Raw genomic sequence first — 23,802 nt, 5'->3', positions numbered from 1 at the left:
TTTGTGCGATAATCGAACGCAAAACTAACCATTCCGTACAAAGAGATTGAAGCGACGACTTTACCTGCGAATAATCGATCGTGCCATAAACTGTGACAGGGGTTTGTACCTGTCGGGCACCGTATCCCTCCAACAACAAGGAACTCCCGCCATGCAGCGCTCGATCGCTACCGTGTCCTTGAGCGGCACACTGCCGGAAAAGCTCGAAGCCATCGCCGCCGCCGGTTTTGACGGCGTCGAGATCTTCGAAAACGACCTGCTTTACTACGCCGGCAGCCCACGCCAGGTGCGCCAGATGTGTGCCGATCTGGGCATCGCCATTACCCTGTTCCAGCCGTTCCGCGATTTTGAAGGCTGCCGCCGCGACCGGCTGCAAAGAAACCTCGACCGCGCCGAGCGCAAGTTCGACCTGATGCAGGAACTGGGCACCGACCTGGTGCTGGTGTGCAGCAACGTCCAGGCCGATGCCCTGGGCGATGAACAGCTGCTGGTCGACGACCTGCGCCTGCTGGGCGAGCATGCCGGCAAGCGCGGCCTGCGTATTGGTTACGAAGCGCTGGCCTGGGGCCGCCACGTCAATACCTACCAGCAAGTGTGGAACCTGGTGCGCCAGGCCGACCACCCGGCCCTCGGGGTGATCCTCGACAGCTTCCATACCCTGTCGCTCAAGGGCGACCCGAGTGCGATCCGCGACATCCCCGGCGACAAGATCTTCTTCGTGCAAATGGCCGACGCACCGATCCTGGCCATGGACGTGCTGGAGTGGAGCCGTCACTTCCGCTGCTTCCCGGGGCAGGGCGAAATGGACATGGCCGGCTTCCTCGCGCCAATCCTCGCCACCGGCTACCGTGGCCCGTTGTCGCTGGAAATCTTCAACGACGGTTTCCGCGCCGCGCCAACCCGGCAGAATGCCGCCGATGGCCTGCGTTCGCTGCTGTACCTCGAAGAGCAAACCCGCCTGCGTCTGGAGCAGGAAAACACCCCGATCGAACCTGGCGTGCTGTTTACTCCACCCGCTGCCAGCACTTATGACGGCGTGGAGTTCCTTGAATTTGCCGTTGACGAAGCCGTCGGCGCGCGCCTGGGCAGCTGGTTGAAGCGCCTGGGCTTTGCTGAAGCCGGCAAGCACCGCAGCAAAGAGGTGCAACTGCTGCGCCAAGGCGATATCAACATTGTGCTGAACGCCGAGCCGTATTCATTTGGTCACAACTTCTTCGAGGCCCATGGCCCGTCGCTGTGCGCCACCGCGCTGCGGGTCAAGGACCAGCAGGCTGCGCTGAAGCGTGCCACCGCCTACCGTGGCCAGCCGTTCCGCGGCCTGGTCGGCCCCAACGAGTGCGAAGTGCCGGCGGTACGTGCGCCGGACGGCAGCCTGCTGTACCTGGTCGAACAGGGCACCGCCGGCCACACCCTGTACGACACCGACTTCAGCCTGGACTCGAACGCCAGCGCCACCGGCGGCCTGCGCCGCATCGACCACATGGCCCTGGCGCTGCCGGCCGAGTCGCTGGACAGCTGGGTACTGTTCTACAAGAGCCTGTTCGACTTCGCCGCCGACGACGAAGTGGTGCTGCCCGACCCCTATGGCCTGGTCAAGAGCCGCGCCCTGCGCAGCCAGTGCGGCACCTTGCGCCTGCCGCTGAACATTTCGGAAAACCGCAACACCGCCATCGCCCATGCGTTGTCCAGCTACCGGGGTTCGGGGGTGCACCACATCGCCTTCGATTGTGACGACATCTTCCGCGAAGTGGCGCGCGCCAAGCTTGCCGGCGTGCCGCTGCTGGAGATCCCGCTGAACTACTACGATGACCTGGCGGCGCGCTTCGATTTCGACGACGAGTTCCTCAGCGAGCTGGCGTACTACAACGTGTTGTACGACCGCGACGCCCAGGGCGGCGAGCTGTTCCACGTGTACACCGAGCCGTTCGAAGAGCGTTTCTTCTTCGAGATCATCCAGCGCAAGGGGGGTTATGCCGGCTACGGTGCGGCCAACGTCGCGGTCCGCCTGGCTGCCATGGCCAAGGCCCGCAGCGGCGCTGCGCGCAAGCCGGTCCTCTGACCCTGACGCGGTCCCTGTAGGAGCGGCCTTGTGTCGCGATGGGCCGCACAGCGGCCCCAAAATTCGATGTCGCGACACAGCCTGGAGCCGCTTTGCGCCCCATTCGCGACACAAGGCCGCTCCTACACAAACCGTGCAGGCTTAGAAGCGCTCCGCCACCAGCAACAACGACTGCGGCACCGCACTTTGCGGGTGCTGCGGTTCCTGCATACCCACCAGCCGCAACCCCGCCATGTCCAGCGCATTCAGCCAGCTGCTCAACGTTCGGAAGTACCAGGGCATCACCTGCCAATCCCCGGCGAACCCGGCAAAGGACTCCTCCCGCCAACCATCCTGATAATCCCCGCCGGCGACACTCCACGGGTGCAGGGTCTGTATCACCAGCGCACCACCTGGCACCAGCAACCCGCTCATCGCCGCCAGCAGCGCAATGATGTCCTGCTGCAGCAGGGCGAAGTTGGCGCAGACCAGGTCATAGCCTTTACCGACATCTACCTGCGCATCAGCCAGTTGCGCATAACTGGCCAGGTGCACCTCGGCAGACCCCGCCGCCCGCGCGGCATTCACCAGCGCCCGGTCGCCGTCCACGCCCACAGCCTCGATCCCCCGGTCCTCAAGCGCGCGCAACAACCAGCCCTCACCGCAGCCCAGGTCCAGTACCCGATCGGGTTGGCGACCGAGAATGGTTAGCAAGATGGCCTGGTCGGTCACCTGCCGCCGGCTTGCGATAGCGCCGCTGCGCACTGCGTCAATCCAGGCCTGGGCGTTGTGTTGCCAACTGTCGAGCAAAGCGTCTTCAGGGTTGCGCATGTTCATCTCCGTTCAACCTGCCGCACTGCGTTGCCGCTTGATCCGGTACATATGCTAGATCGCGACCTCACTTTTTACAGCAACTCATCCACCCCGACCCACCCACCCTCGAACTCATCCATGGCATCCAGCATCGCCTCGCGCAAGTACGCCAGCGACGCTCGATCAAACAGCAACTGCAGCGCCGGTCGCTGATCACCACTGACATTCACCACAATTACATTGATCCGCGCCGCCGAAGTCTGCGCCACCGCGCCAACCGGAAATGCCTTGGCGCGCAAGTCCACCCCGCACAACTTGGCCATCACCGCGCTGGCATGCACCCCCGACAGTTGCAGCCAGGCATGGCTGTCCTGACGCGGCAGCAGGTAATTGCGCTGGCCATCCTGTACCCATTCGGCTTCTTCACCAGCCAACCGTGTACCGTCATCGGCCAGGCTGCCCAGCAGCAGGTACTCGGTCTGCGACAACCGCGCCACCCAGCCACCATCCGCCTGGAGCACGGCCTGGTTGGGTAACGACGGCAAATGGTAGCCACGCGCCTGCAGATAAGCAGCGCTGTCACCGCCACGGAACCCAACCCGCGCCAACTCGGTCAGGTCAGTCAATGCACACGTGTGCAACAGCTGCGCCCGTGGGCTGCGAGGAATAATCGCTTCGGCTTGCAAGTGGGTCATGGCTCAGAGCTCCTGGCGCAGGTTGGCGGGGTCGTGGAATGGCAGTGTCACCACCTTGGCATTGACCATCACGCCGCCTTCCACGCGGATCGGGATGTGCATGCCGGGTATGGCCTGGTGGGCGCCGGCATAGGCCAGGCCGATGATCTGCCCGAGGGTTTGCGAGTACTCGCAGGAGGTGACGTTGCCACTGATGTCTGGCCCGTCCAGTACCAGGTGGCCTTCCAGTGGTTGCGGGCTGCCCTTGGGCAGGGTGAAACCGACCAGCTTGCGCTTGAGCGGCTGCGCTTCAAGGATTTCGATCGAACGCTTGCCGACGAAGAACGGCTTTTTGCGGCCGATTGCCCACTGCATGTCGATCTCCGCCGGGTGGGTCATGCCATCGGTGTCCTGGCTGATGATCACGTGGCCTTTTTCCAGGCGCAGCAGGCGCTGGGTCTCGACGCCAAATGGGCGAATGCCCAAGCCGGCGCCGGCCTGCATCAAGGCATCCCACAGGCGTTCGGCGTGGCGCGCCGGTACGTGTATTTCATAGCTCAGTTCACCGACAAAGCCGACCCGCAGGATGCGTGCCGTAATGCCAGCCACCTTACCAAGGCGCACGCCCAGATAAGGAAAGGCCTCGGCCGACAGGTCGACATCGTCACAAACCTTGGCCAGCACCTGGCGTGACAGTGGCCCGGCCAGGTTGACCGCGCCCAGTGCGGCGGTGACGTTGGTGATGTCCACATCAAGGCGCCATTGCGCATTCCACTTGAGCATCTGCTGGTAGATACGGTCGACGCCACTGGTGGTGGCGCTCACGTAGAAGTGCTGCTCGCCCAGGCGGGCGCAGACGCCATCGTCGATCACCACGCCGTGCTCGTTGGTCATCAGCGCGTAACGGGTGCGGCCGATAGCCAGTTTGGCGAAGCCGAAGGTGTACAGGCGCTCCAGCAGTTCGGCGGCGTCCGGGCCACGTAAGTCCAGGCCACCCAGGGTGGAAACGTCGATCAGTCCGACTTTTTCACGCACATGGCGCGCTTCTTCCTGCATGCAGCGCTCGCGGTCCTCGGGTTTGCCATAGTAGGCTGGGCGCTGCCAGATACCGGCGGGCATCATTTTCGCCCCGGCTTGCAGGTGGCGACGGTGCATCGGCGTTTGCCGGTACGGGTCGAAGGCGCGGCCAGCGACATGCGCCAGCTTTTCTGCCTGGAACGGTGGCCGGGCGGTGGTCACCCCGGTTTCGCTGATGCTGCGGCCAGTGGCATGGGCCACCAGACGCGCAGTCGGCAGCGCCGAGTGACGGCCCTGGGACGGGCCCATGCCGACGGTGGAGAAGCGCTTGACCAGCTGCACGTCGCGGTAGCCGCTGCGGGTGGCGTTGACGATGTCGCGCACTTGCAGGTCTTCGTCGAAGTCGACGAAATCCTTGCCTTTGGGGTGCGGGAAGATCGGCCAGGGGAAGTTGACCCTGGGCTCGGCGCTGAACACTGGCAGCCCCGGTGTTGCAAGGCCCAGCGCCGTCACCGCTTCGCCAGCCCCCCGCGCGGCGTCGGCCAGCACGTTGGCCAGCGCGTGGCGGCCATTCACCGAGCCGGCAACATCCAGCCCGGCTGGCAGGTTGCTGATGGCAAACTCGTCGCGGTTGACGTCATAGGTCAGCTTGCCACCGGCCTGGCACAGCAACTGATACACCGGCATGTAGCCTGCCGACATGCACAGCAGGTCGCAGGCCATGCGCAGGCCATGCGGGCCGACCTTGCCCTGGCCGGTGATCGGGCGAATGTCCACGCCACTGACATGGCGCATGCCGGCTTCGTGCAGCGCCTCGTAGACGGTGCTGCCCAGGTGCACCGGAATGTCGCGGCGCTTCAGCTCGGCGGCCAGCGCGGCATCGGCCGGCGCGGCACGCATGTCGACCACCGCCGCCACGGCCACGCCTTGCTCCTGCAAGTCGAGCGCAGCCAGGTAGCCGTCATCATGGCCGGTCAGGATGACCGCGCGCTGGCCCGGCTTGACCGCGTAAAGCTTCATCAGCCGTTGGGCGGCGCTGGTCAGCATCACGCCCGGCAAGTCGTTGTTGCGGAACACCACCGGCTGGTCGAACGACCCGGCCGCCACCAGGCAGCGGCTAGCGCGCACCTTGTACAGGCGCTTGTGCTGGATCACGGGCAGGTAGTTGTCGGTGAACCAGCCGTTGCAGGTGGCCTGCAGTAATACCTGGATGTTCGGGTGGCCCTCGACGGCGGCCAGCAGCTCCTGGCGCAGGCTGGCGGCACGGGTGCCGGCAATGTCGAAGCGGGCGTAGGTGAGCGAACCGCCCAGTACGGGCTGTTGCTCGATCAGCAATACCTTGGCCCCGGCATTGGCGGCGTCCAGCGCGGCACGCAAGCCAGCCGGGCCGGCGCCGATTACGGCCACATCAACAAACAGGTAGGCCTTGTCGTAGTACTGCGGCTTGAAGCCAAGGGCGAGCATGCCCAGGCCAGCCTTCTTGCGGATCAGCGGCTCCCAGACCTTCCACATGCCCTTGGGCTTGTAGAACGAGCGGTAGTAGAAGCCCACCGGCATGAAGCGTGAAAACTTGCCCAGGTAAGCGTCGCGGTCGTGCGTCAGGCTGCCGCTGAAGTTCTGCCCCTTGACCAACTGGCCGTCGCGGGCGGGTTCCATGTCGGCCAGCACGTTGGGCTCTTCCGGCAGTTGCACCAGGGTGTTGGCATCCTGCCCGGCCATGCTCAGCGGGCCACGTGGGCGGTGGTACTTGAACGAGCGCGACAGCAGCCAGCGGCCATTGCCGAGCAGGGCGCTGGCGATGCTGTCACCGGCAAAGCCCGCGCAGGCCTGGCCGTCGAACTGGAAATGCAAGGGCCGCTCGCGGTCGATCAGCAGGCCCATGGGCGCGGGGAGGCGAGTGTGGCTGTTCATCCGGCGATCTCCGGTGTGGCGGTTGGGGCAAAGTCGACACGCTGGTCGAACAGCTGTTTGGGGTCGAAGGTGCGCAGCACCTGGTCGTTGACCGTGTGGCGCTCGGCCAGGAACCAGTAGTTGGAGGCGTTGTGCAGCCACCACTCCAGCACCACGCCGGCGAGGTTGTCGCTGTTGAACACGTAGTCGGCCCATTCGACGTCGCTGCAGCTGGCCGGGTCGGGCATGTGCTTGTACTCGCCGCCGTAGGTGAACTCGCTGATGTTGCGCGGGCCGTTCAAGGGGCAGGTCAGGATCTTCATCGTCGTTGCTCCTAGTGGCTGGCCGCGGTGGCGCCCATTTCGTTGACTTGCTGGAAGCGGCTGAAGCGCTCCAGGGCGAACGGGGCGATCAGGTCGGGCACCTTGCCGCCGCTGGCGACCAGCTCGGCCATGGTCTTGCCGCAGATCGGCGTGGCCTTGAAACCCCAGGTGCCCCAGCCCGCGTCCAGGTAGTAGTTGTCGACGGGCGACAGGCCCATGATCGGGCTGTAATCCGGGGTCATGTCGGTCATCCCGGCCCACTGGCGCATCAGCTTGGCGTTGGCCATGAACGGGAACATCTCGATGGCGTGGGCCAGCAGGCTTTCCTTGAGGTCAAGGGTGGAGCGGGTGTTGTACAGCGGGTAAGGGTCGGAGCCGCCGCCGAAGACGATCTCGCCACGGCTGGTCTGCTGCACGTAGCAGTGCAGCGCCGACGAGCTCACCAGCGGGTCGAGAAACGGCTTGAACGGTTGGGTAACCATGGCCTGCAGCGGGTAGGTGTGGATCGGCGCACGGATGCCGGCCTTGGCCATCAGCAGCGAGCTGGCCCCGGCCACCGCCTGCACCACGCAGCCGCACTGCACAGTGCCACGGTTGGTTTTTACCGCTTCGATGCGGCCATTGCGGAGCAACAGGTCCTGTACTTCGGTCAGCTGGTGGATTTCCACGCCGCGCTTGGCCGCCTGCTTGGCGTAGCCCCAGGCCACCGCATCGTGCCGCGCGGTGGCGCCGTCGATGTGCCACAGGCCGGCCAGCACCGGCAGGTGGCCGGGGTCCAGGTTGAGGCTGGGCACCAGCTCGCGGATCTGCTGGCGGTCGATCATTTCGCTACGGCCACCGAAGTGCTTGTTGACCTCGGCGCGCTGGCGGAATGCACGCACGGTGGCGTCGGTGTGCGCCAGGGTCAGTTGGCCACGCTCGGAGTACATGATGTTGAAGTCGAATTCGTTCGACAGGTTCTGGAACATGCGCACCGATTCGGCGTAAAAGCGCACGCCCTCGGCGGTGAGGTAGTTGGAGCGGATCACCGCGGTGTTGCGCGCGGTGTTGCCGCCACCCAGGTAGGCCTTCTCCAGCACGGCGACGTTGGTGACACCGTGGTACTTGGCCAGGTAGTAGGCGATGGCCAGGCCGTGGCCGCCGCCGCCGATGATCACCACGTCATAGCGTGGCTTGAGTTCGCACGGTGGCGGCAGGTCGACCTCCACCGGGTAGTCGGCGCTCAGGCCGTATTTCAGCAGGGCGAAAGGCATGCGGTGCGCTCCTGGTGGGCGGCCTGTTGTTGCAGGTCGAGGGCGAGCAGGGTGTTTTTCATCAGGTAGGCGATGGTCATCGGGCCGACGCCGCCGGGCACCGGGGTAATGCCGGCCACCTGCGGCAGGGCGGCGGCGAAATCGACATCACCGACCAGGCGGCTGTGGCCGCCATCCTCGATGCGGTTGATGCCGACGTCGATTACCACCGCGCCGGGCTTGAGCCAGTCAGCACCGATCAGCCGAGGCTTGCCCACCGCAGCCACCAGGATGTCGGCCTGGCGGCACAGCGCCGGCAAGTCCTGGCTGCGCGAGTGCACCACAGTTACCGTGCAGTCGGCCTGCAGCAGCAGAGCCGCCATGGGCTTGCCGACAATGTTCGAGCGGCCGACCACCACGGCGTGTTTACCGCGCAGCTCGCCACAGGCATCGCGCAGCAGGCGCATGCAGCCGCTGGGCGTGCATGGGGTAAGCACATCGCGGCCCTGGGCCAGGCCGCCGACGTTCTCGCTGTGGAAACCGTCCACGTCCTTGAGCGGGCCGATGGCCTGCAGCACGCGGTGTTCGTCGATGTGACCGGGCAAAGGCAGTTGCACCAGGATGCCGTTAACCGCGGCATCGCGGTTAAGGCACCCGATCAGGGTCAGCAGTTCGGCTTGGCTTGTGTCGGCGGGCAGGCGATGTTCCAGCGAGCGGATACCCACTTCTTCGGCGCGCAGCACTTTGTTGCGTACGTACACCTGGCTGGCCGCATCTGCACCGACCAGCACCACCGCCAGGCCCGGTTGCACGCCACCTTCGCGCAGCTGCTGCACGTGCTCGCGCACCTCGGCCAGCACGCGTGCCGCGGTGGCCTTGCCGTCGATCAGCTTGACGCTGGGAATGGCGTTCATTTGAAGATCACCGTGCGGTCGTGGTTGAGGAACACCCGGTGCTCAAGGTGGTACTTGACTGCGCGGGACAGGGCGATGGTTTCGGTATCGCGACCAATGGCCACCAGGTCGTCCGGGGCGTAGGCATGGTCCACGCGTTGCACTTCTTGCTCGATGATCGGCCCTTCGTCGAGGTCGCGGGTGACGTAGTGGGCCGTGGCGCCGATCAGTTTTACCCCGCGCTGGTAAGCCTGGTGGTAAGGCTTGGCGCCCTTGAAGCCAGGCAGGAACGAGTGATGGATGTTGATCGCCCGGCCCGACAGTTGGCGGCACAGGTCGTCGGACAGGATCTGCATGTAGCGCGCCAGCACCACCAGCTCGGTGCCGGTGTCCTCGACGATGCGCAACAGCGCCGCTTCCTGTTCGGCCTTGGTGTCCTTGGTCACCGGCAGGTAGACGAAGCGGATGCCCTGGCGTTCGGCCATCGGGCGCAGGTCCAGGTGGTTGGAGACCACGGCGGTGATCTGCATGTCCAGCTCACCCTTGGCATGGCGGTACAGCAAGTCGGACAGGCAGTGGTCGAACTTGCTCACCATCAGCAGCACGCGCATCGGCCGGGCGCTGCTGTGCAGGCTCCATTGCATGTCGAAGCGCTGGGCAACATCGCTGAAGCCGGCTTCCAGTTGCGGTGTGTCGCCAGGGGTGCCGGTGTTATAGCGGAACACCGCGCGCATGAAGAAGCGCCCATTGTCCTCGTCGTCGAACTGCGCCATCTCGCTGATGTAGCAACCGTGCTCGGCCAGGTAAGTGGTCACCGCCGCGACAATGCCGGACACGGCCGGGCAACTGACGCGCAGGATGAAGTGATCGGGAGCGGGGTGCATGTCGGATAGGCCTCGTGATGGAGTGGGGCAGGTCGGGCACAAGGGCAAAAGAGGCTTCGCGAAAGGCGAAAGGGTGTTTCTTAGTAGGAATATAAATTTCCTTTAGGCGATTTATAGGCGAAGTGAGGGGTGGCGGTCTAGGGTTTTATGAAATTTTTTATCCTGGCAGGAAAGTTTACGGAATCTCTGTGGGAGCGGGCATGCCCGCGAACAGGCCAGCACCGGCTATGCTTGCCCTATGAGCACACCAGCCCCTTTACGCCAACCTTGCCCCCCTGGCGCCTGCATTTGTGGTCGCGAACAACTGGCTGACCACCCGCAGACAGCCCAGCGCATTCTCCTGCTGACCCGCCAGGAAGAAAAACGCCTGCTCGATCGCCTGGAAAACCTCAAGGACCTGGAAGACCTGCAGCGCCTGCAGCAACGCCTGTACGACAACCTCGGCATCCGTGTGCATATCGCCCCCGGCCTCAACGAAGTACGGACCATGCGTGGCATCGTCATCGAACTGGACGACCAGCCCGGGCTGTGCCGCAAGACCCGGCAAGCGATCCCGGCGGCGATCCGGCGGGGGCTGGAGCGTAATCCGCAGGTGGCCTTCCGGTTGCTTGATACCCATGACCTGTTGCGCGATGCCTGATGGCGGCTGTATCGCGATCCTTGTAGGAGCGGCCTTGTGTCGCGATCGGGCGCGCAGCGGCCGCAAAACCTGCAACCCCGATTTTCCTGATAGAGCATGGTTGCCTGGATTGCGGCCGCTGCGCGCCCGATCGCGACACAAGGCCGCTCCTACCGGGGATCGCGTCAGTGCTGCTAATTTTTCCAGCGCTCACTACGTCTACTTGAAAGCCCCCCTGCGCCAACCCCGCAGCGGCACTTATCATTCAAGGAGACAGGCAATGACTTCCGTTTTCGACCGCGACGATATCCGGTTCCAGGTAGTGGTCAACCACGAAGAGCAATACTCGATCTGGCCCGACTACAAAGCCATCCCCAACGGCTGGCGTGCCGTGGGCAAAAGCGGCCTGAAGAAGGACTGCCTGGCCTATATTGATGAAGTGTGGACCGACATGCGCCCGCTGAGCCTGCGCCAGAAGATGGCCGAAGCCGCCGCCCAGTGACCGCACTGAACCTGCTGTGCCTGCCGTACTCCGGCGCCAGCGCCATGGTCTACAGCCGCTGGCGGCGCAAGCTGCCAGCGTGGTTGCAGGTACGCCCGGTCGAGCTGCCCGGGCGCGGTGCGCGCATGGCCGAGCCACTGCACACCGACATGCAGGCACTGGCGCGGCAACTGGCCAGCGAGCAGCGCCTGGCGGCCAGTGCGCCGTATGCGTTGCTTGGTCATAGCCTGGGCGCGTTACTGGCCTTCGAACTGGCGCACGAGCTGCAAGCGCTGGGCTGCCCGGCGCCACTGGCGTTGTTCGCCTGCGGTACGGCGGCACCGACCCGGCGCGAGGATTACGATGGCAAGCACTGGCGCGAGCCCAAAAGCGACGCCGAGCTGATCAGCGAGTTGCGCGAGCTGCAAGGCACGCCCGAGGAAGTGCTGGCCAGTGCCGAGTTGATGAGCCTGACCTTGCCGACCCTGCGCGCCGATTTCCTGCTGTGCGGTACCTACGCCTACCGCGCGCGGCCGGCGCTTAATTGCCCGCTGCATGTGCTGGGCGGCACCGATGACCGGGCCAATGACGAGCAACTGCAAGCCTGGGGCAAAGAAACCGACGGCGAGTTCTCGCTGCAGATGTTCCCCGGTGGGCACTTCTTCATCCATGAACATGAAGACCGTGTGCTCGACGCGCTGGCTGCCTCGCTGCAACCCTTGCGCTTGTCCGCCTGATTGACGTCGCCGCTCGCCTGGGGGAGGCTAGGCCTTTTCCCAGGCAAGGGGCAGACCATGCTGATCGATTCACACAAGGCCACGCTGCTGGTCGTCGACATCCAGGAAAAACTCATCGGCGCCATGAGCGACCCCGAAGGCACTCGGGCGCGGGCCCGCTGGTTGCTGGCCGCCACCGCCGAGCTGGAGCTGCCGACGGTGATTTCCGAGCAGTACCCTAAGGGCCTGGGCCATACCCTGGCGGAGCTGCTGGCCGCCGCACCGGCCGCCGAGGTGGTGGAGAAAAGCCATTTTTCCTGCGTGGCCGGCGAGTGCCTGCCGGCCAGCCTGATGGCGCGCGAGCAGGTGATTGTCTGCGGCATGGAAACCCACGTTTGTGTGCTGCAGACCGTGCTTGGCCTGCTGGCGCTGGGCAAGCAAGTGTTCGTGGTCGAGGATGCCTGCGACAGCCGTACCGCGGCCAGCAAGGCCGCAGGCCTGGCGCGCATGCGCGCCGCCGGTGCCCAGGTGGTGACGCGTGAAATGGTGCTGTTCGAATTGATGGGCAGTGCCAGCCACCCGTTGTTCCGCCATATCAGCAAAACCTATCTGGTCGGTGAGCAACCCTGAACGGCCGGTTACTGGTTGCTGGCTTGATGGCCCTGGCGCTGCTGCAAGGCTGCGCCGGGCGCCGCGAGGAAGCGCCTGAGGCGGACCCGGCCAAGGTCCGTGCCCAGTTGCTGCGGCTGCTACCTGCCCAGGCCAAGGATCGCGAGGGTTGGGCCAAGGATATCCAGGTAGCCTTCGAAGCCCAGCGCATTGCCCCCAGCAAAAGCAACCTGTGCGCCGTGCTGGCGGTGACCGAGCAGGAGTCGACCTTCACTGCCGACCCGCAGGTGCCCAACCTGGGGCGCATCGCCCGTGAAGAAATCGACCGCCGCGCCGCACGCTTGCATATCCCCAAGCTGCTGGTCGACGGTGCGCTGAAGGCACCTTCGGGCAACGGCCAGAGCTACCAGCAGCGCTTGCAGGCGGTGCGCAGCGAGAAGCAACTGAGCGAACTGTACGACGAAGTCATTGCCGGGGTGCCCATGGGCAAGACCCTGCTCGGCGGGCTCAACCCCGTGCACACCGGTGGGCCGATGCAGGTCAGCATCGACTTTGCCGAAAAGCATGCACAGGACTACCCGTACAGCCACGATGGCAGCATTCGCCGGGAAGTGTTCACCCGGCGCGGCGGCATGTACTTCGGTATCGCCCACCTGTTGGGCTATCCGGTCAGCTACGATCGCAAGCTGTACCGCTTTGCCGATTTCAACGCCGGTTGGTACGCCAGCCGCAACGCGGCGTTCCAGGCGGCGTTGAGCACAGTGACCGGGGTGAAGCTGGCGCTGGACGGCGACCTGGTGGCGCCTGGGGCGATCATGCCGGGCACCACCGAAATGGCGGCGCGCAAGCTGGGGGTGAAGCTGGGTTTGCGGAACCCGCAGATACGCAGCCAACTGGAGGAGGCCGACAGCCTGGCGTTTGAGGACAGCAAGCTTTACAGCGGGGTGTTCGCCCTGGCCGATGCTGCCGCCGGCAAGCCGGTGCCACGGGCGGTACTGCCGGGGATCGAGCTGAAAAGCCCGAAGATTACCCGCAAGCTGACCACGGCGTGGTTTGCCGGGCGGGTGGATGAACGTTATCAGCGGTGCCTGAAGCGGTAACTTTCAGTCACCGTTTATGAGTACCTTGTAGGAGCGGCCTTGTGTCGCGATGGGCTGCGCAGCAGCCCCGGGGATTTCGAGGTACTGCACCATTTGGGGGCTGCTGCGCAGCCCATCGCGACACAAGGCCGCTCCTACAGGGACCGCGGCGCACCTGTGGGAGCGGGCACAGGCACCATCAGCTTTCGCCCAATGCCCCAACCACCTGGTCGACACTGGCCTTCAACCCGGCAAACGCATCCTCAGGGTCACTCTCCACCACCACCAGTTTGACCCCAGCCGCCTTGATCACCTCGGCCACAGCCGGATCAGGTTGACGATGGTCCAGCACCAACGCCACATCCTGCGCCTTCAGGTTCTCGCCCAAAGCCTTAAGCGCCGCCGCATCCCACTCGGCCGGCAGCGGTTGCTCGACCACGTCCAGGTTCATCCCGCTAGCCAGGTACCCCAGCCGCTCCGACAGGCTCACTACCGTCAGGTTGTCGACCTTGGCCAGGCGTGTCTGGCTGTTGGCCGATAGCTCCAGCAGTTGGCGCTTGAGCCCGGCCAAGTTGCCCTGGATCTTGGCCTTGGCGTCCGGCGCCAAACGCTCCAGGTCATTGGCCACCACGTCGGCCATGCGCCCGAGGTTGGTCGGGTTGAGCCACGGGTAGGCGCCATAGGCATCGTCGCCGCTCACCGCAATGCCCGGCAGCGCGCCATCGACTGGCCGTGCGGCATCGATCTCGATAATGCGGATATTGCTGCGACGAGCCATCGGGTACAGCGGGTCGTCACGCCAGATCGAGCGTACGCCGATCACCGCGTCAGCCTGCTGCGCAGCCTTGTCCAGGCTGGCACCCCCACGCCCGCTGAAATACGAAGGTTGGCGGCTGGCCGGCAGGTTGGCCGGCGCCGCCCGTTTCAACTGCACCGCCGTGCCGTCGAGCAGGGCACTGGCCAGGCTGTGGGTGACGGGCAGCGTGGTCAGTACCTGCGTGGCGAAAGACAGCGACGGCAGGCCGGCCAGGGCCAGTGCCAGGGTCAGGCGTTTCAGGTTCATGCCGGGTTTCCTTGCAGGCGGGGAACGAGGGCGCGGGCGAGCGCGGCCAGGGCGAAGCAGATGCCGGCGACCAGGATGATCGCGGCACCCGACGGCACCGGCAGGTCGAACACGATCGGCAACAGGATGCCGAACAGGGTACTGATGGTGGCGATCAGTACCGACAGGAAGAAAAAGCCCTTCAGCGACTGGCTGACCAGGCGCGCGGCAGCAGCCGGGATCACCAGCAGCGCACCGACCAGGATCGCCCCGATCACCTTCACCGCCGCGACGGTCACCAGGGTCACCAGCACCACGAACAGGTAATCCAGGGTCTTCACTGCCACGCCGCGCACCGCCGCCAGTTGCGGGTTGAAGCTGGCCAGCATGATGCGGTTGTACAACGGTACGGCCAGCGCCAGTACCAGCACCGCGACAATGCCCAGCACCACCAGGTCCTGGCCGCTGACGGTCAGCACCGAGCCGAACAGCACGTTCTCGAGAATGTGCACGTTGATCTTGCCCGCCAGCATCAGCAGCAGGCTGGCACCGAGTGCCAGCGACACTGAGAGGAACACGCCGATTAACGTGTCCGGCGACAGCCCGGTGCGGTTACGCAGGAAATTGAGCAGGATGCCAAACAGCAGGCAGTAGCCGAACAGGCTGCCATAAGGGCCGGTGTAGGGCTCGCCGAGCAGAATGCCGATGGCCACGCCGGTGAGCGCAGCATGGCCGACCGCTTCGGAAAAGAAGGCAAAGCGCTTGACCACCACCAGGGTGCCCAGGCCGCCCAGTACCGGGCCGATCATCAGGCCGGCCAGCAGGGCATTGACCACAAAGCCGTAGGCCATTGCCTCGGGCAAGTAGCCGGCAGTGGCCCAGTCCTGGACCAGTTGGCGAAATGCTTCAAAACTCATGAGGCAAGGCTCTCGCTACGCGGGTGAACAGAGAACAGGCCGAGCAGGCGCTCGGGGGTCAGGGCCTGGGCGGGTGGGGCGTCGAACAGCACCTGGCGGCTCAGGCCGGTCACCCGGTCGGCCAAGCGCAGCACTGCCTCGAGGTCATGCTCGATCCACAGTACGGTGGTGCCGGCCTGGCGCCAGCCCTGCAGCAGTTGTTCGAACACTTGAATGCCGGCTTCATCGAGCGCCGACATCGGCTCGTCCAGCACCAGCAACTGCGGTTCGGGGATCAGGCCCTGGGCCAGCAGCACACGTTGGCGTTCGCCGCCAGACAATGCCCCCATGCGCCGCTTGCGCTTGTCGAGCATGCCAACCCGTGCCAGGGCGGCATCGATGGCCGGCTGCACGCGCCGGGACAGGCCGAGGAACGCCGGGCGGCGCTGGCACATGGCGGCCATGAAGTCGTCCACGGTCATGGGCAGGCCGCGGTCGAACTCAAGTGCCTGCGGCACGTAGCCGATCACCTCGCGCCCGGCTGGCCAGTGCAAGGTCAACTGGCCCTGGTGTGGCATCTGCCCGAGCAGGGTCTTGATCAGCGAGCTCTTGCCGCCGCCGTTGGGGCCGACGATGGCATGCAGGCTGCCGGCTGCGACGTTGAAGCTGACCTGTTCAAGAATGCGTGTACGGCCCAGGGTCAGGTCGATGCCGGCGAACTCGATGCGCGGCCCACAGGCTGCAACCAGGTTGGCGGCGGCGGTCATGCGCGGTTCTCCTGAATGGCGCGAACCACGGTGTCGAGGTTGCGCTTCATCTCCACTTCGTACTTGTCTTTGGTGTATTCACCGTAGGAAATGTGCGTCAGCGGGTACAGGCGCACGCCAGACTCACGCTGGATAGTTTCGACATACGCCGACGGGAAGTCCATCTCGGAGAAAATCACCCGTACATCCAGGGCCTTGAGCTGGTCGATGGTCTTTTTCAGCTGCGCCGGGCTCGGCTCGATGCCATGGGCCGGCTCGACAACCGCGGTCACCTCCAGGCCGAAGTCGCGCACCAGGTAGTCGTAGGCAGCATGGATGGTGGCGACGCGGAAAGTGGCGCTGGGCGCTTCGGTAACCTTGGCCAGTGCCTCGGCACGCAAGGCGCGCAGGCGTTTGGCGTAGGCACGGGCGTTTTGCGTGTACAGCTTGGCGTTGTCCGGGTCGAGCCTGCCCAGTTCGCGGGCAATGTTGTTGACCTGGGCAATGGTGGTGCTGATCGACAGAAAGGTGTGCGGGTTGACCACCTTGCCGGCGCCGCGTGCGGCAATGCCGGTGGCTGCCAGCAGCGGGACGTTCTGGTTGGCCTCGATGGTGGCGACGTCGGGCTTTTCGCTGGCGGCGATCATGCGGTCGGCGAAGTCGTCATGGCCAACGCCATTGAGCACCACCACATCCAGCGTGCCGATGCGCTTGATGTCCTCGGCCCGTGGTTCGTAAGCATGCGGGTTGAAGCCCGCCGGAATCAGCGGCACCACTTCGGCCTTGTCGCCGACAATGTTGCTGACATAGCTGTAGTAAGGGTGCAGGGTAATACCGATGCGCAGCGGTTTGCCGTTATCGGCCAGGGCCAATGCAGGCAGGGCAAGGGCCAGGAGCAGGGCGAGGGCGGAGCGGAACATGGGAAGGTCCTTGGGTTCAGTGACGGTGTTCGCGGGTAACCCCGGCGTCGTAGTGGCTGACCACCTGCTGCCAGCCGGCGGCGATCAGCGCAGCCTGGCCGAGGTCGTCCGGGATCACGGCAGCGCTGTCGCGGCGCAACCAGACGTCGGCCTGGCCGCTGCTGTCAGCGGGCAGGATCAGCAACAGGCTGCCGGCCACTTCAGGGGCCTGGCTGCGGCCCAGGTAGGCGCCGGTCTCCAGCCATGACCATTGGTGGCGGCCACGGCTCTGGCTGCCGGCATCGACCACGAACGGCGGCAGGCCTTCTTCGGCCAGGGCCTGTACGCTGGGCACGGCGGCGTTTTCCTCGCGCAGCACCTGGATCTCGTCGAAGGCCACCCGCAGGTCCGTGTACAGGCCTTGTTCGGCGGCGGTAAGGTCACGGCGGGCGTCGATCTGGTGGCTGGCGATGGCCTGTTCGTCCTCGCGTTCTCCCCGCAGCAGCACGACGCTGGCGGCGAGCACCACGATTAGCAGGCTGGCCAGCAGCACATACAGGGTTTCGTGCCCGGCACCGGCCGGGCGAATCACTTGGGCGCGGCTCATGGCTGGGCGATATCGGCGTAGTCGACTTCCACCACGTGCCCGGGGCCGGCGTCGAACAGCACGTAGAATTCACCGTCCGGGCGCTTGAAGGTCAGGGTCGAGTCGTCGCCGAGCTTGCCGCCGACCAGCACCTGCTCGTCATAGCCGATCACATCCAGGGTTACCCCAGGGGCGCCGCTGCCGTCGGAAAACCCGCCCGTGCAGGTGACCTGGCCGTTGGCCGTTTCTTCGCATTCGCACATCGGGTTGTGCGCCAGGGCGGGGCCGGCGGCCAGCGCCAGCAGGGGCAGGGCGAAGGTGCGGATCAGGTGTTTCATTTCTTGCCTCCTTGTTTTTCGAGCCAGGCCACGGTGGCTGGCGATGCCTTGGCCAACGGGACGGATGCCTGGTGCATGCTGCCGTCCCAGCCTTCCAGGGTGATCCAGATCTGGGCGTCGGGTTTGGTCCGCGGCGGGATCGGCAGCGAGGTGCCCATGTTGTACGGCGCGCCGAAGAAGATGGTGCCGGCGGCGCGCAGGCTGCGCGGCTTTCCAATGCGCAGGTAGGCAGCCTTGACGTCCTTGACGCAGGCTTTGCACAGCGCCGCATTGAACGACTTGAAGTAACCGGCCGGGCCGTCGGCGCGTGGCGCCTCGTCGCGCAGCTCGGCCAGGTTGAGGCTGTAGGGGCCGACCTGGATGTCGCTGATTACATTGGCACCCAGGCCGGCGTCGCCACGGAACAGCTTGGCGTCGGCAAAGTACTTGGGCATGAAGCCCAGCGGGATCAGGATCAGCAGGATGTTCAGGTGAAAACGCCACTTCAGCCAGAACTGTTTCAGCGGGCTGGCGGGCAGGGCTTGGGCCTGGCTCATGGGTGCATCTCCACGGTGGTTTCACGGCGTGCCGCACGCGGTGCGCGCTCGCTGCGCTTGAGCGCGGCGGCGGTGGCCTGGGCGGTGCGTTTGGTCCATATCAGCAGGCCACTGAACACCATCAGGGTGAGAATCAGGCCGAAGAAGAACCACACCAGCTTGATCGGCAAGCCGCCGAAATCGCCGGTGTGCAGCGGGCGCATGGACTCAGTGACGAACTCCAGCGCCGAGCGGTCGCTGATCTCGAACTGGCTGTCGACATGACGGGTGTACGGGTTTACCGAGGCGCTCTGGAACATCAGCGGGTACCAGCCCGGACCGGACAAGGTGACGTGGCTGTAGGCGGTCGCAGGCAGCGAGATGAAGCTGACCTCCAGCCCCGGGATCGCCAGGCCGGCAAGGCGTGCCGCTTCATCCAGGTCGATGCGCGGCGCCGGGGTGCCGTCTGGCGTTTGCGGTACTTCCTCGCGGGCGATCACCGGCACGATGGGCCGGCTGGAAATGGTGATGTGGTTGTCGAACAGGATCGCCTGGATCAGGAACCAGGTGCCGGTGATGGAAATGACCGCAATGAACCAGATCGACCACACCCCGGCCAGGCGGTGCAGGTCACCCCAGAAAATCCGCGAACCATGGCCGGTACGCACCGGCTTGAAAAAGCCCTTCCAGAACTTCTTGTACACCACCAGGCCGGTGACCAGCGAGGCCAGCATCGGCAGGCCCAGCAGCGAAACCAGGTACCAGCCCCAGCTGAAGCCGTTGGTGAACGGCACCAGCCACCAGCCGTGCAGGGCGCGGGTGAAGGCCTCGAAGTTGAAATCCGGGGTCTTGCCCTGGATGGCGCCGGTGTAGGGGTTAACATACAGGGTCGGGCTGGTGCCGTCTGGCAGGGTGACATTGGCCTTGACCGCGAAGTGCGAACCGTCAGGTTGGCTGAGTCGCTCGACGACCATGTCCGGCTCGGCCTTGTTCAAGGCTTCCAGCACTTTCTGGAAGCTCATGCGCTCGACATCGGCGTCTGGCTTGTTGGCGCGCACGGCCGGGTCGGCCAGCCAGACGATTTCCTGGCTGACCACGGCGAGCATGCCGGTGAAACAGACAATCAACACAAAGAACCAGATCGGCAACGCGAGCCAGCTGTGGACCAGGAACCACAGCCTGGATTTGGATTTTTTCGGTGATTTGGCCATCAGACGGTCTTCTGCAATAGGTGGTCGAGCGTATGCCCAACCAAAGAGGGCTGTACTGATAAGGACGAATGAGAATTGAAAACCTGCCGTTTTAAATGAAAGCAAATGTTTCAAACGGCAAAGGCCGGCCTGCGCACGAAGCGTCAGGCTGGCCTTGAAGGCTGATGGCAGAGGGGTTCAGGCGCGAGTAAGGGCTAATGCAGGCTGTGCCTTGCCATGCAATTGTGCCAGGTCCTGGTACAACGCCCGGCCAATTTCCGCGGCGCGTGCCGGCAGCACCGAGAGCAGGGTGTCGCTCAGGCCGTGGCTGTTCTCGCAGAAGCCTTGCAGGTACACCGACGCCTGCAGGTCGGGGCTGGCCAGCACACGGTAGTTGCGATCGACACTGAAGTCGTCCAGGTAACCGGCCAGCGGTGCCAGCAGGTCCCGGTGCGAGCGGCGCTCGTAACCGGTGGCAAGGATCACGGCATCGTAACGGTGGGTTTGCTGCTGGCCGGTGGCGAGGTCACGCAGGGTCAGCTCCACGCCCTCGCGGGTGGCGACTACCGCTTCCACCTGGCGGCGGCACAGTACATTATGGCGGTGCTGGTGGGCGACCTTCTGCCGATACAGGATGCCGTAGATGCGCTCGATCAAGTTGAGGTCGACCACCGAATAGTTGGTGTTGTGGTACTCGCCCAGCAGTTTGCTGCGCTGGTCGGCCGGTTCGTTGTAGACCAGGTCGGTGTAGTCTGGCGAGAAGATCTCGTTGACGAACGGGCTGTCGTCGGCGGGCTTCAGGGCCGAGCCGCGCAGGACCATGTCGACCTTGACCGACGGGTAGCTGTCGTTCAGGTCGATAAACGCCTCGGCGGCGCTTTGCCCCGAGCCGATCACGGCAATGCGCATCGGTTTGCCTTCAGTGCACGGCAGCTTGTTCAGGCTGCTCAGGTACTGCGAGTGGTGGAACACCCTTGGGTCGTCCTTGAAAGCACCGAACTTTTCCGGAATTTTCGGCGTGCCGCCACTGCCGACCACCACCGAGCGGGTGCGGCGGCTGTATTCGCGGCCTTGGGCATCGCGCGCGATCAGGCGCAGGTGCTCGACCCGGCCGCTTTGCACTTCTGGCTCGATGCGCAGCACTTCCTGGCCATATACCGCTTGGGTGGCGAAGTGTTCGGCGGCCCAGCGCAGGTAGTCGTTGTATTCCAGGCGGCACGGGTAGAAGGTGCCGAGGTTGATGAAGTCGGCCAGACGCTGCTTCTGGTGCAGGTAATTGACGAAGCTGTAAGGGCTGGTGGGGTTGCGCAGCGACACCAGGTCTTTCAGGAACGAGATCTGCAGCTCGCTCTGGGTCGCCAGGGTTTCGCCGTGCCAGTGGTAGTCCTGTTGCTTGTCGATGAACAGCGCATCCAGGGCATGGCCCAGGCTTTCGGCGAGTTCTTCCAGGGCAATGGCCAAGGCCAGGTTGGAGGGGCCGAAGCCCACGCCGATCAGATCTTTGATGGTTTCCTGCTGTGTGGGCTGGCTCATGGCAGCGATTCCCTGAATGGTCGAATATGGACGCCCGCCGGGGCTCCGGCTCCTGCGCAAGTACATGAACTGGAACGAGCCAGCCAAAGGGGAATTTAAGCGGGCTAAAGATCTGCGTGGGGCTGCCGATAAGGGGGTTACGGCAAGGACCCAACTTCTGGCAGGGAATCGGCATGACATCCATAGCGGCAAATTTACACATCAACGGCGTTTCGGCGCAGGCGCTGAGCGCTAATGCAGCAGCCCAGGGCGAACAGACAACGCAGGTAGAGAACGACGGGCCACTCAGTATCAGCGGCGATACCTTGAAGGTTGGCGGTGCAGGGCAGGCCCAATCTACGCAAGACAGCGAAGAGAGCGGCGAATCGGCAGGGGTAACGGCACTGCGCGAGCTGATCAAGCAGCTGCAGAAGCAGTTGGCCGAAGAGCAGAAGCAGCTGGCTCAATTGATGAGCAGCAAGATGGAAGAAACAGCCAAGGCCAATGCTGTGAGCGCCAAGCAAGCCAGCATCGCCACCATCACCGGGCAGATCATGACGGCCACGGCGCAGTTACTGGAGCTGTTGCAGCAAGAGGGCGGCAGTAGCGCGGGCGGAATGGTCAGCGCCACGGCCTGAAAGACGGGTACAACACCACTTTCTGACGCGATCCTGTGTAGGAGCGGGTTTACCCGCGAAGAAGCTGACGCGGTGGATGGCACCGGCTTCGCCGGTGTTCGCGGCTAAAGCCGCTCCCACATGAAATCGCGACAGCTTCCCCACTTCAGGTGGCGATGGTTACTCCGCCACCACCCGCCCTTTGCCCTGGCGGTCAGCCTTGTACTGCATGGCCACGGCCGGCGCTGGCTTGGCTGCGCCGGTTTCCAGCCACTGGCGCATGCGGCTGGCATCGGCAAAGTGGGTGTACTTGCCGAAGGCATCGAGGATAACCATCGCTACCGGGCGGTTGTCCATGCGGGTCAACAGCACCAGGCAGTGGCCGGCTTCGTTGGTGAAGCCGGTCTTGGTCAGCTTGATGTCCCAGTTGCTCTTGTTCACCAAATGGTCGGTGTTACGGAAGCCCAGCGTGTAGTTGGGCTTGCGGAAGGCCACGGTCTTCTCGCGGGTGGTCGACAGCTCGCTCAGCATCGGGTACTTGCGCGAAGCCATCAGCAGCTTGGACAGGTCGCGGGCGGTAGACACGTTCTGCGTCGACAGGCCGGTCGGCTCGACGTAGCGGGTGTGCGCCATGCCCAGGCTGCGGGCCTTGGCGTTCATCGCCTTGATGAACGCCGGGTAGCCACCCGGGTAGGCGTTGGCCAGGCTGTTGGCCGCACGGTTTTCCGACGACATCAGGGTAATCAGCAGGGTTTCGCGGCGGTCCAGCTGGCTGCCCAGGCGCACGCGCGAATACACGCCTTTCATTTCCGGGTTGTTGGCAATGGTCATGGTGAGCATCTCATCCATGGGCAGCTTGGCATCCAGCACCACCATCGCCGTCATCAGCTTGGTCACCGAGGCGATCGGCACCACGCGGTCGGCATGGTTCGAATACAGTTCCTGGTTGGTATTCAGGTCGATCAGCAGGGCGCTGCCTGAAGCCAGGTGCAGTTTGGAAGGGTCTCGTTGCACCTGGGCCGGGGGTTGTGCAGCAGCGGTCGACGGAAGGGTCGCGGTACCTGTGAGCAACAGCAGCAGGCTGAGGATGGACAGGGATGTTTTCACGTTGAGGCTCACTAAAGGTTGGTATGTCGTTGGCTGTGCAAGGGTTTTCCCCCTAAAACCGCTGCATTGTGGAGTATGGCCCATACCCTGTCGAATGCCTTATGACTAAAGGGCGCAAGGTGAACGAAATTTAATGCTGTACCCATTCCGTACCCATTACCTTCGCTTCAAGTTTGGCTAGCTCAGACCAATCATTGGCTGAATTCAGCCACTTGGCGTAGGTTGTCAGCACACCTGCACGGAGTGCCCCAGCTGCCTAGCAGGCAGATGGTGACCCTCGCCGCCCTCTAGCGCCGGATCCGGCATAGTGGGGTAATTGCGTATAGTCAGGCTGCCGTTGACCGCTTCAGCTGGTCCACCAACTGAGTCGGCACGCCCTTGATCATCAGCGTGCCGGCGTCCTGGTCGAATTCGAACGTGTTGCCCAGCAGATGCGCCTCGAAGCATAGCCCCTCAGCACGTCCGGTAAAGCGACGGAACGGGTTGATCGTGCGCTCGAAGATAAGGAAAGCTGGCCCTCAACCGACCAACTGCTTTTCCATCGGCTGATAAACCAGCCCGGCAAACTCACCTACCTCCCCCGACAGTGCAAACCCGTAGCGCTCATAAGCCTTTACAGAAGACAGCGACGCCCTGACCGTCGCGACCTCGCCGTTGGCTTGCTCCAACGCCGCCGCCATCAGACGTCTGCCAACACCGCGACGCTGCCAGCCCGGTGCAACGAACAGCATCGCCACATGGCGCCCTTCCTTGAGTTCGATCAGCCCCGCCAAGGTTTCCTCTACGACACAAACCAGCATCAGGTTGTCGCCCGTCATGCGCTCGGCAAAGGCCTGCTGTGCCGCAACCTTGGCAAAGGTTTCTACGCCCTGCACCGACAGCGAGGGCGCGACTGCCAGCATGAATGCGTCCATGCAGAGAGTATTGGCGCCGGGTAAATCATCCAGGGTCATCTTGCGGATATACATGGCTGTCGTCCGTGACTAGGTAGGGTTATTTCTATACCAGATTTCTGTCTCGGTTACTTGGTAACGGTTCTGTATCCGCCCGTTTGCAATGGGTCGGAAACGGTCAATCGCGACCGGC

General features: G+C 64.2%; 25 protein-coding genes and 1 pseudogene. 7 read left to right on the top strand and 19 right to left on the bottom strand.

The genetic code is table 11. The annotated features are described in order from the left end of the window. Positions 1-151: 151 nt before the first annotated feature. Positions 152-2,059, top strand: coding sequence for a 3-dehydroshikimate dehydratase QuiC (gene quiC, locus ACIP02_RS13640; protein WP_400617312.1), 1,908 nt, complete (start codon positions 152-154; stop codon positions 2,057-2,059). A gap of 141 nt (positions 2,060-2,200) precedes the next feature. On the opposite strand, the gene ACIP02_RS13635 is transcribed toward quiC, so the two are convergent. The 7 genes from ACIP02_RS13635 to purU form a co-directional block, all read right to left on the bottom strand. Continuing rightward, positions 2,201-2,869 (bottom strand): class I SAM-dependent methyltransferase, encoded by a 669-nt coding sequence (locus ACIP02_RS13635; protein ID WP_400617310.1) that lies wholly within the window; start codon positions 2,867-2,869, stop codon positions 2,201-2,203. Positions 2,870-2,943: 74 nt separating this feature from the next. Further along, the gene (locus ACIP02_RS13630) at positions 2,944-3,546 is read right to left on the bottom strand and encodes a sarcosine oxidase (RefSeq protein WP_400617308.1); all 603 of its coding nucleotides are present in this window, start codon (positions 3,544-3,546) and stop codon (positions 2,944-2,946) included. 3 nt (positions 3,547-3,549) lie between these two features. Further along, positions 3,550-6,453 carry a 2Fe-2S iron-sulfur cluster-binding protein gene (locus ACIP02_RS13625; RefSeq protein ID WP_400617306.1) on the bottom strand — a complete coding sequence of 968 codons (2,904 nt, stop codon included), beginning with the start codon at positions 6,451-6,453 and terminating at the stop codon, positions 3,550-3,552. Continuing rightward, positions 6,450-6,755, bottom strand: a complete 306-nt coding sequence (locus ACIP02_RS13620; protein ID WP_400617304.1) for a sarcosine oxidase subunit delta — start codon at positions 6,753-6,755, stop codon at positions 6,450-6,452. Before ACIP02_RS13620 ends, ACIP02_RS13625 begins: the two co-directional genes overlap by 4 nt. Positions 6,756-6,766: 11 nt before the next feature. Further along, entirely contained in the window at positions 6,767-8,008 is a 1,242-nt protein-coding gene (locus ACIP02_RS13615; protein ID WP_400617302.1) for an FAD-dependent oxidoreductase, read from the bottom strand. Next, positions 7,990-8,901, bottom strand: coding sequence for a bifunctional methylenetetrahydrofolate dehydrogenase/methenyltetrahydrofolate cyclohydrolase FolD (gene folD / locus ACIP02_RS13610; protein ID WP_400617300.1), 912 nt, complete (start codon positions 8,899-8,901; stop codon positions 7,990-7,992). Before folD ends, ACIP02_RS13615 begins: the two co-directional genes overlap by 19 nt. Then, the gene (purU, locus tag ACIP02_RS13605; RefSeq protein ID WP_400617298.1) at positions 8,898-9,764 is read right to left on the bottom strand and encodes a formyltetrahydrofolate deformylase; all 867 of its coding nucleotides are present in this window, start codon (positions 9,762-9,764) and stop codon (positions 8,898-8,900) included. Before purU ends, folD begins: the two co-directional genes overlap by 4 nt. A gap of 238 nt (positions 9,765-10,002) precedes the next feature. On the opposite strand from purU, the gene ACIP02_RS13600 reads away from it, so the two are divergent. The 5 genes from ACIP02_RS13600 to ACIP02_RS13580 all read left to right on the top strand — a co-directional run bounded on the left by ACIP02_RS13600 (position 10,003) and on the right by ACIP02_RS13580 (position 13,289). Beyond that, positions 10,003-10,404, top strand: coding sequence for a hypothetical protein (locus ACIP02_RS13600; protein ID WP_400617296.1), 402 nt, complete (start codon positions 10,003-10,005; stop codon positions 10,402-10,404). A 259-nt stretch (positions 10,405-10,663) separates the two neighbouring features. Further along, positions 10,664-10,885 carry an MbtH family protein gene (locus ACIP02_RS13595; RefSeq protein ID WP_400617294.1) on the top strand — a complete coding sequence of 74 codons (222 nt, stop codon included), beginning with the start codon at positions 10,664-10,666 and terminating at the stop codon, positions 10,883-10,885. Next, entirely contained in the window at positions 10,882-11,601 is a 720-nt protein-coding gene (locus tag ACIP02_RS13590; protein WP_400617292.1) for a thioesterase II family protein, read from the top strand. The genes ACIP02_RS13595 and ACIP02_RS13590 overlap by 4 nt, the downstream gene beginning before the upstream one ends. Before the next feature lie 57 nt (positions 11,602-11,658). After that, positions 11,659-12,210: a hydrolase gene (locus tag ACIP02_RS13585; RefSeq protein WP_400617290.1), complete on the top strand. Its 552-nt coding sequence runs from the start codon at positions 11,659-11,661 to the stop codon at positions 12,208-12,210. 26 nt (positions 12,211-12,236) lie between these two features. Next, positions 12,237-13,289 carry a DUF1615 domain-containing protein gene (locus ACIP02_RS13580; RefSeq protein WP_400617288.1) on the top strand — a complete coding sequence of 351 codons (1,053 nt, stop codon included), beginning with the start codon at positions 12,237-12,239 and terminating at the stop codon, positions 13,287-13,289. Positions 13,290-13,467: 178 nt separating this feature from the next. Here ACIP02_RS13580 and ACIP02_RS13575 read toward each other — a convergent pair whose 3' ends face one another. The 9 genes from ACIP02_RS13575 to ACIP02_RS13535 all read right to left on the bottom strand — a co-directional run bounded on the left by ACIP02_RS13575 (position 13,468) and on the right by ACIP02_RS13535 (position 21,013). Then, positions 13,468-14,331 carry a metal ABC transporter substrate-binding protein gene (locus ACIP02_RS13575; RefSeq protein WP_400617286.1) on the bottom strand — a complete coding sequence of 288 codons (864 nt, stop codon included), beginning with the start codon at positions 14,329-14,331 and terminating at the stop codon, positions 13,468-13,470. Further along, a complete protein-coding gene (locus tag ACIP02_RS13570) occupies positions 14,328-15,227 on the bottom strand; it encodes a metal ABC transporter permease (protein WP_400617284.1) in 900 nt (299 codons plus the stop codon). The genes ACIP02_RS13575 and ACIP02_RS13570 overlap by 4 nt, the downstream gene beginning before the upstream one ends. After that, complete coding sequence (locus ACIP02_RS13565) at positions 15,224-15,973, bottom strand: metal ABC transporter ATP-binding protein (protein ID WP_400617282.1); 750 nt, start codon at positions 15,971-15,973, stop codon at positions 15,224-15,226. Before ACIP02_RS13565 ends, ACIP02_RS13570 begins: the two co-directional genes overlap by 4 nt. Continuing rightward, entirely contained in the window at positions 15,970-16,872 is a 903-nt protein-coding gene (locus ACIP02_RS13560) for a metal ABC transporter substrate-binding protein (RefSeq protein WP_400617280.1), read from the bottom strand. Before ACIP02_RS13560 ends, ACIP02_RS13565 begins: the two co-directional genes overlap by 4 nt. Before the next feature lie 16 nt (positions 16,873-16,888). Further along, positions 16,889-17,458, bottom strand: a complete 570-nt coding sequence (locus ACIP02_RS13555) for a DUF6162 family protein (protein WP_400617278.1) — start codon at positions 17,456-17,458, stop codon at positions 16,889-16,891. Then, a complete protein-coding gene (locus ACIP02_RS13550; RefSeq protein ID WP_400617276.1) occupies positions 17,455-17,775 on the bottom strand; it encodes a hypothetical protein in 321 nt (106 codons plus the stop codon). The genes ACIP02_RS13555 and ACIP02_RS13550 overlap by 4 nt, the downstream gene beginning before the upstream one ends. After that, entirely contained in the window at positions 17,772-18,311 is a 540-nt protein-coding gene (locus tag ACIP02_RS13545; RefSeq protein WP_400617274.1) for a thiamine pyrophosphate-binding protein, read from the bottom strand. The genes ACIP02_RS13550 and ACIP02_RS13545 overlap by 4 nt, the downstream gene beginning before the upstream one ends. After that, positions 18,308-19,501, bottom strand: a complete 1,194-nt coding sequence (locus ACIP02_RS13540) for a PepSY-associated TM helix domain-containing protein (protein ID WP_400617272.1) — start codon at positions 19,499-19,501, stop codon at positions 18,308-18,310. The genes ACIP02_RS13545 and ACIP02_RS13540 overlap by 4 nt, the downstream gene beginning before the upstream one ends. 177 nt (positions 19,502-19,678) lie before the next feature. Beyond that, entirely contained in the window at positions 19,679-21,013 is a 1,335-nt protein-coding gene (locus ACIP02_RS13535; protein ID WP_400617270.1) for a lysine N(6)-hydroxylase/L-ornithine N(5)-oxygenase family protein, read from the bottom strand. A gap of 173 nt (positions 21,014-21,186) precedes the next feature. Here ACIP02_RS13535 and ACIP02_RS13530 point away from each other — a divergent pair, with 173 nt between their 5' ends. Next, on the top strand, positions 21,187-21,630 hold the full coding sequence (locus tag ACIP02_RS13530) for a hypothetical protein (protein WP_400617268.1): 444 nt from the start codon (positions 21,187-21,189) through the stop codon (positions 21,628-21,630). Positions 21,631-21,789: 159 nt separating this feature from the next. Here the strand turns inward: ACIP02_RS13530 and pbpG are convergent, their stop codons facing one another. The 3 genes and pseudogenes from pbpG to ACIP02_RS13515 form a co-directional block, all read right to left on the bottom strand. Beyond that, positions 21,790-22,716, bottom strand: coding sequence for a D-alanyl-D-alanine endopeptidase (pbpG, locus tag ACIP02_RS13525; protein ID WP_201202378.1), 927 nt, complete (start codon positions 22,714-22,716; stop codon positions 21,790-21,792). 326 nt (positions 22,717-23,042) lie between these two features. Next, positions 23,043-23,213: pseudogene (locus ACIP02_RS13520) on the bottom strand (nucleoid-associated protein YejK); the annotation flags it as partial. Positions 23,214-23,234: 21 nt separating this feature from the next. Further along, positions 23,235-23,684 (bottom strand): GNAT family N-acetyltransferase, encoded by a 450-nt coding sequence (locus tag ACIP02_RS13515; RefSeq protein WP_400617266.1) that lies wholly within the window; start codon positions 23,682-23,684, stop codon positions 23,235-23,237. Positions 23,685-23,802 lie beyond the last annotated feature (118 nt).

It is taken from the genome of Pseudomonas sp. NPDC089408, from assembly GCF_044749445.1.
In the GTDB taxonomy this organism is placed as follows: Bacteria; Pseudomonadota; Gammaproteobacteria; order Pseudomonadales; family Pseudomonadaceae; genus Aquipseudomonas.
This window is presented reverse-complemented; position numbering and strand designations above follow the sequence as displayed.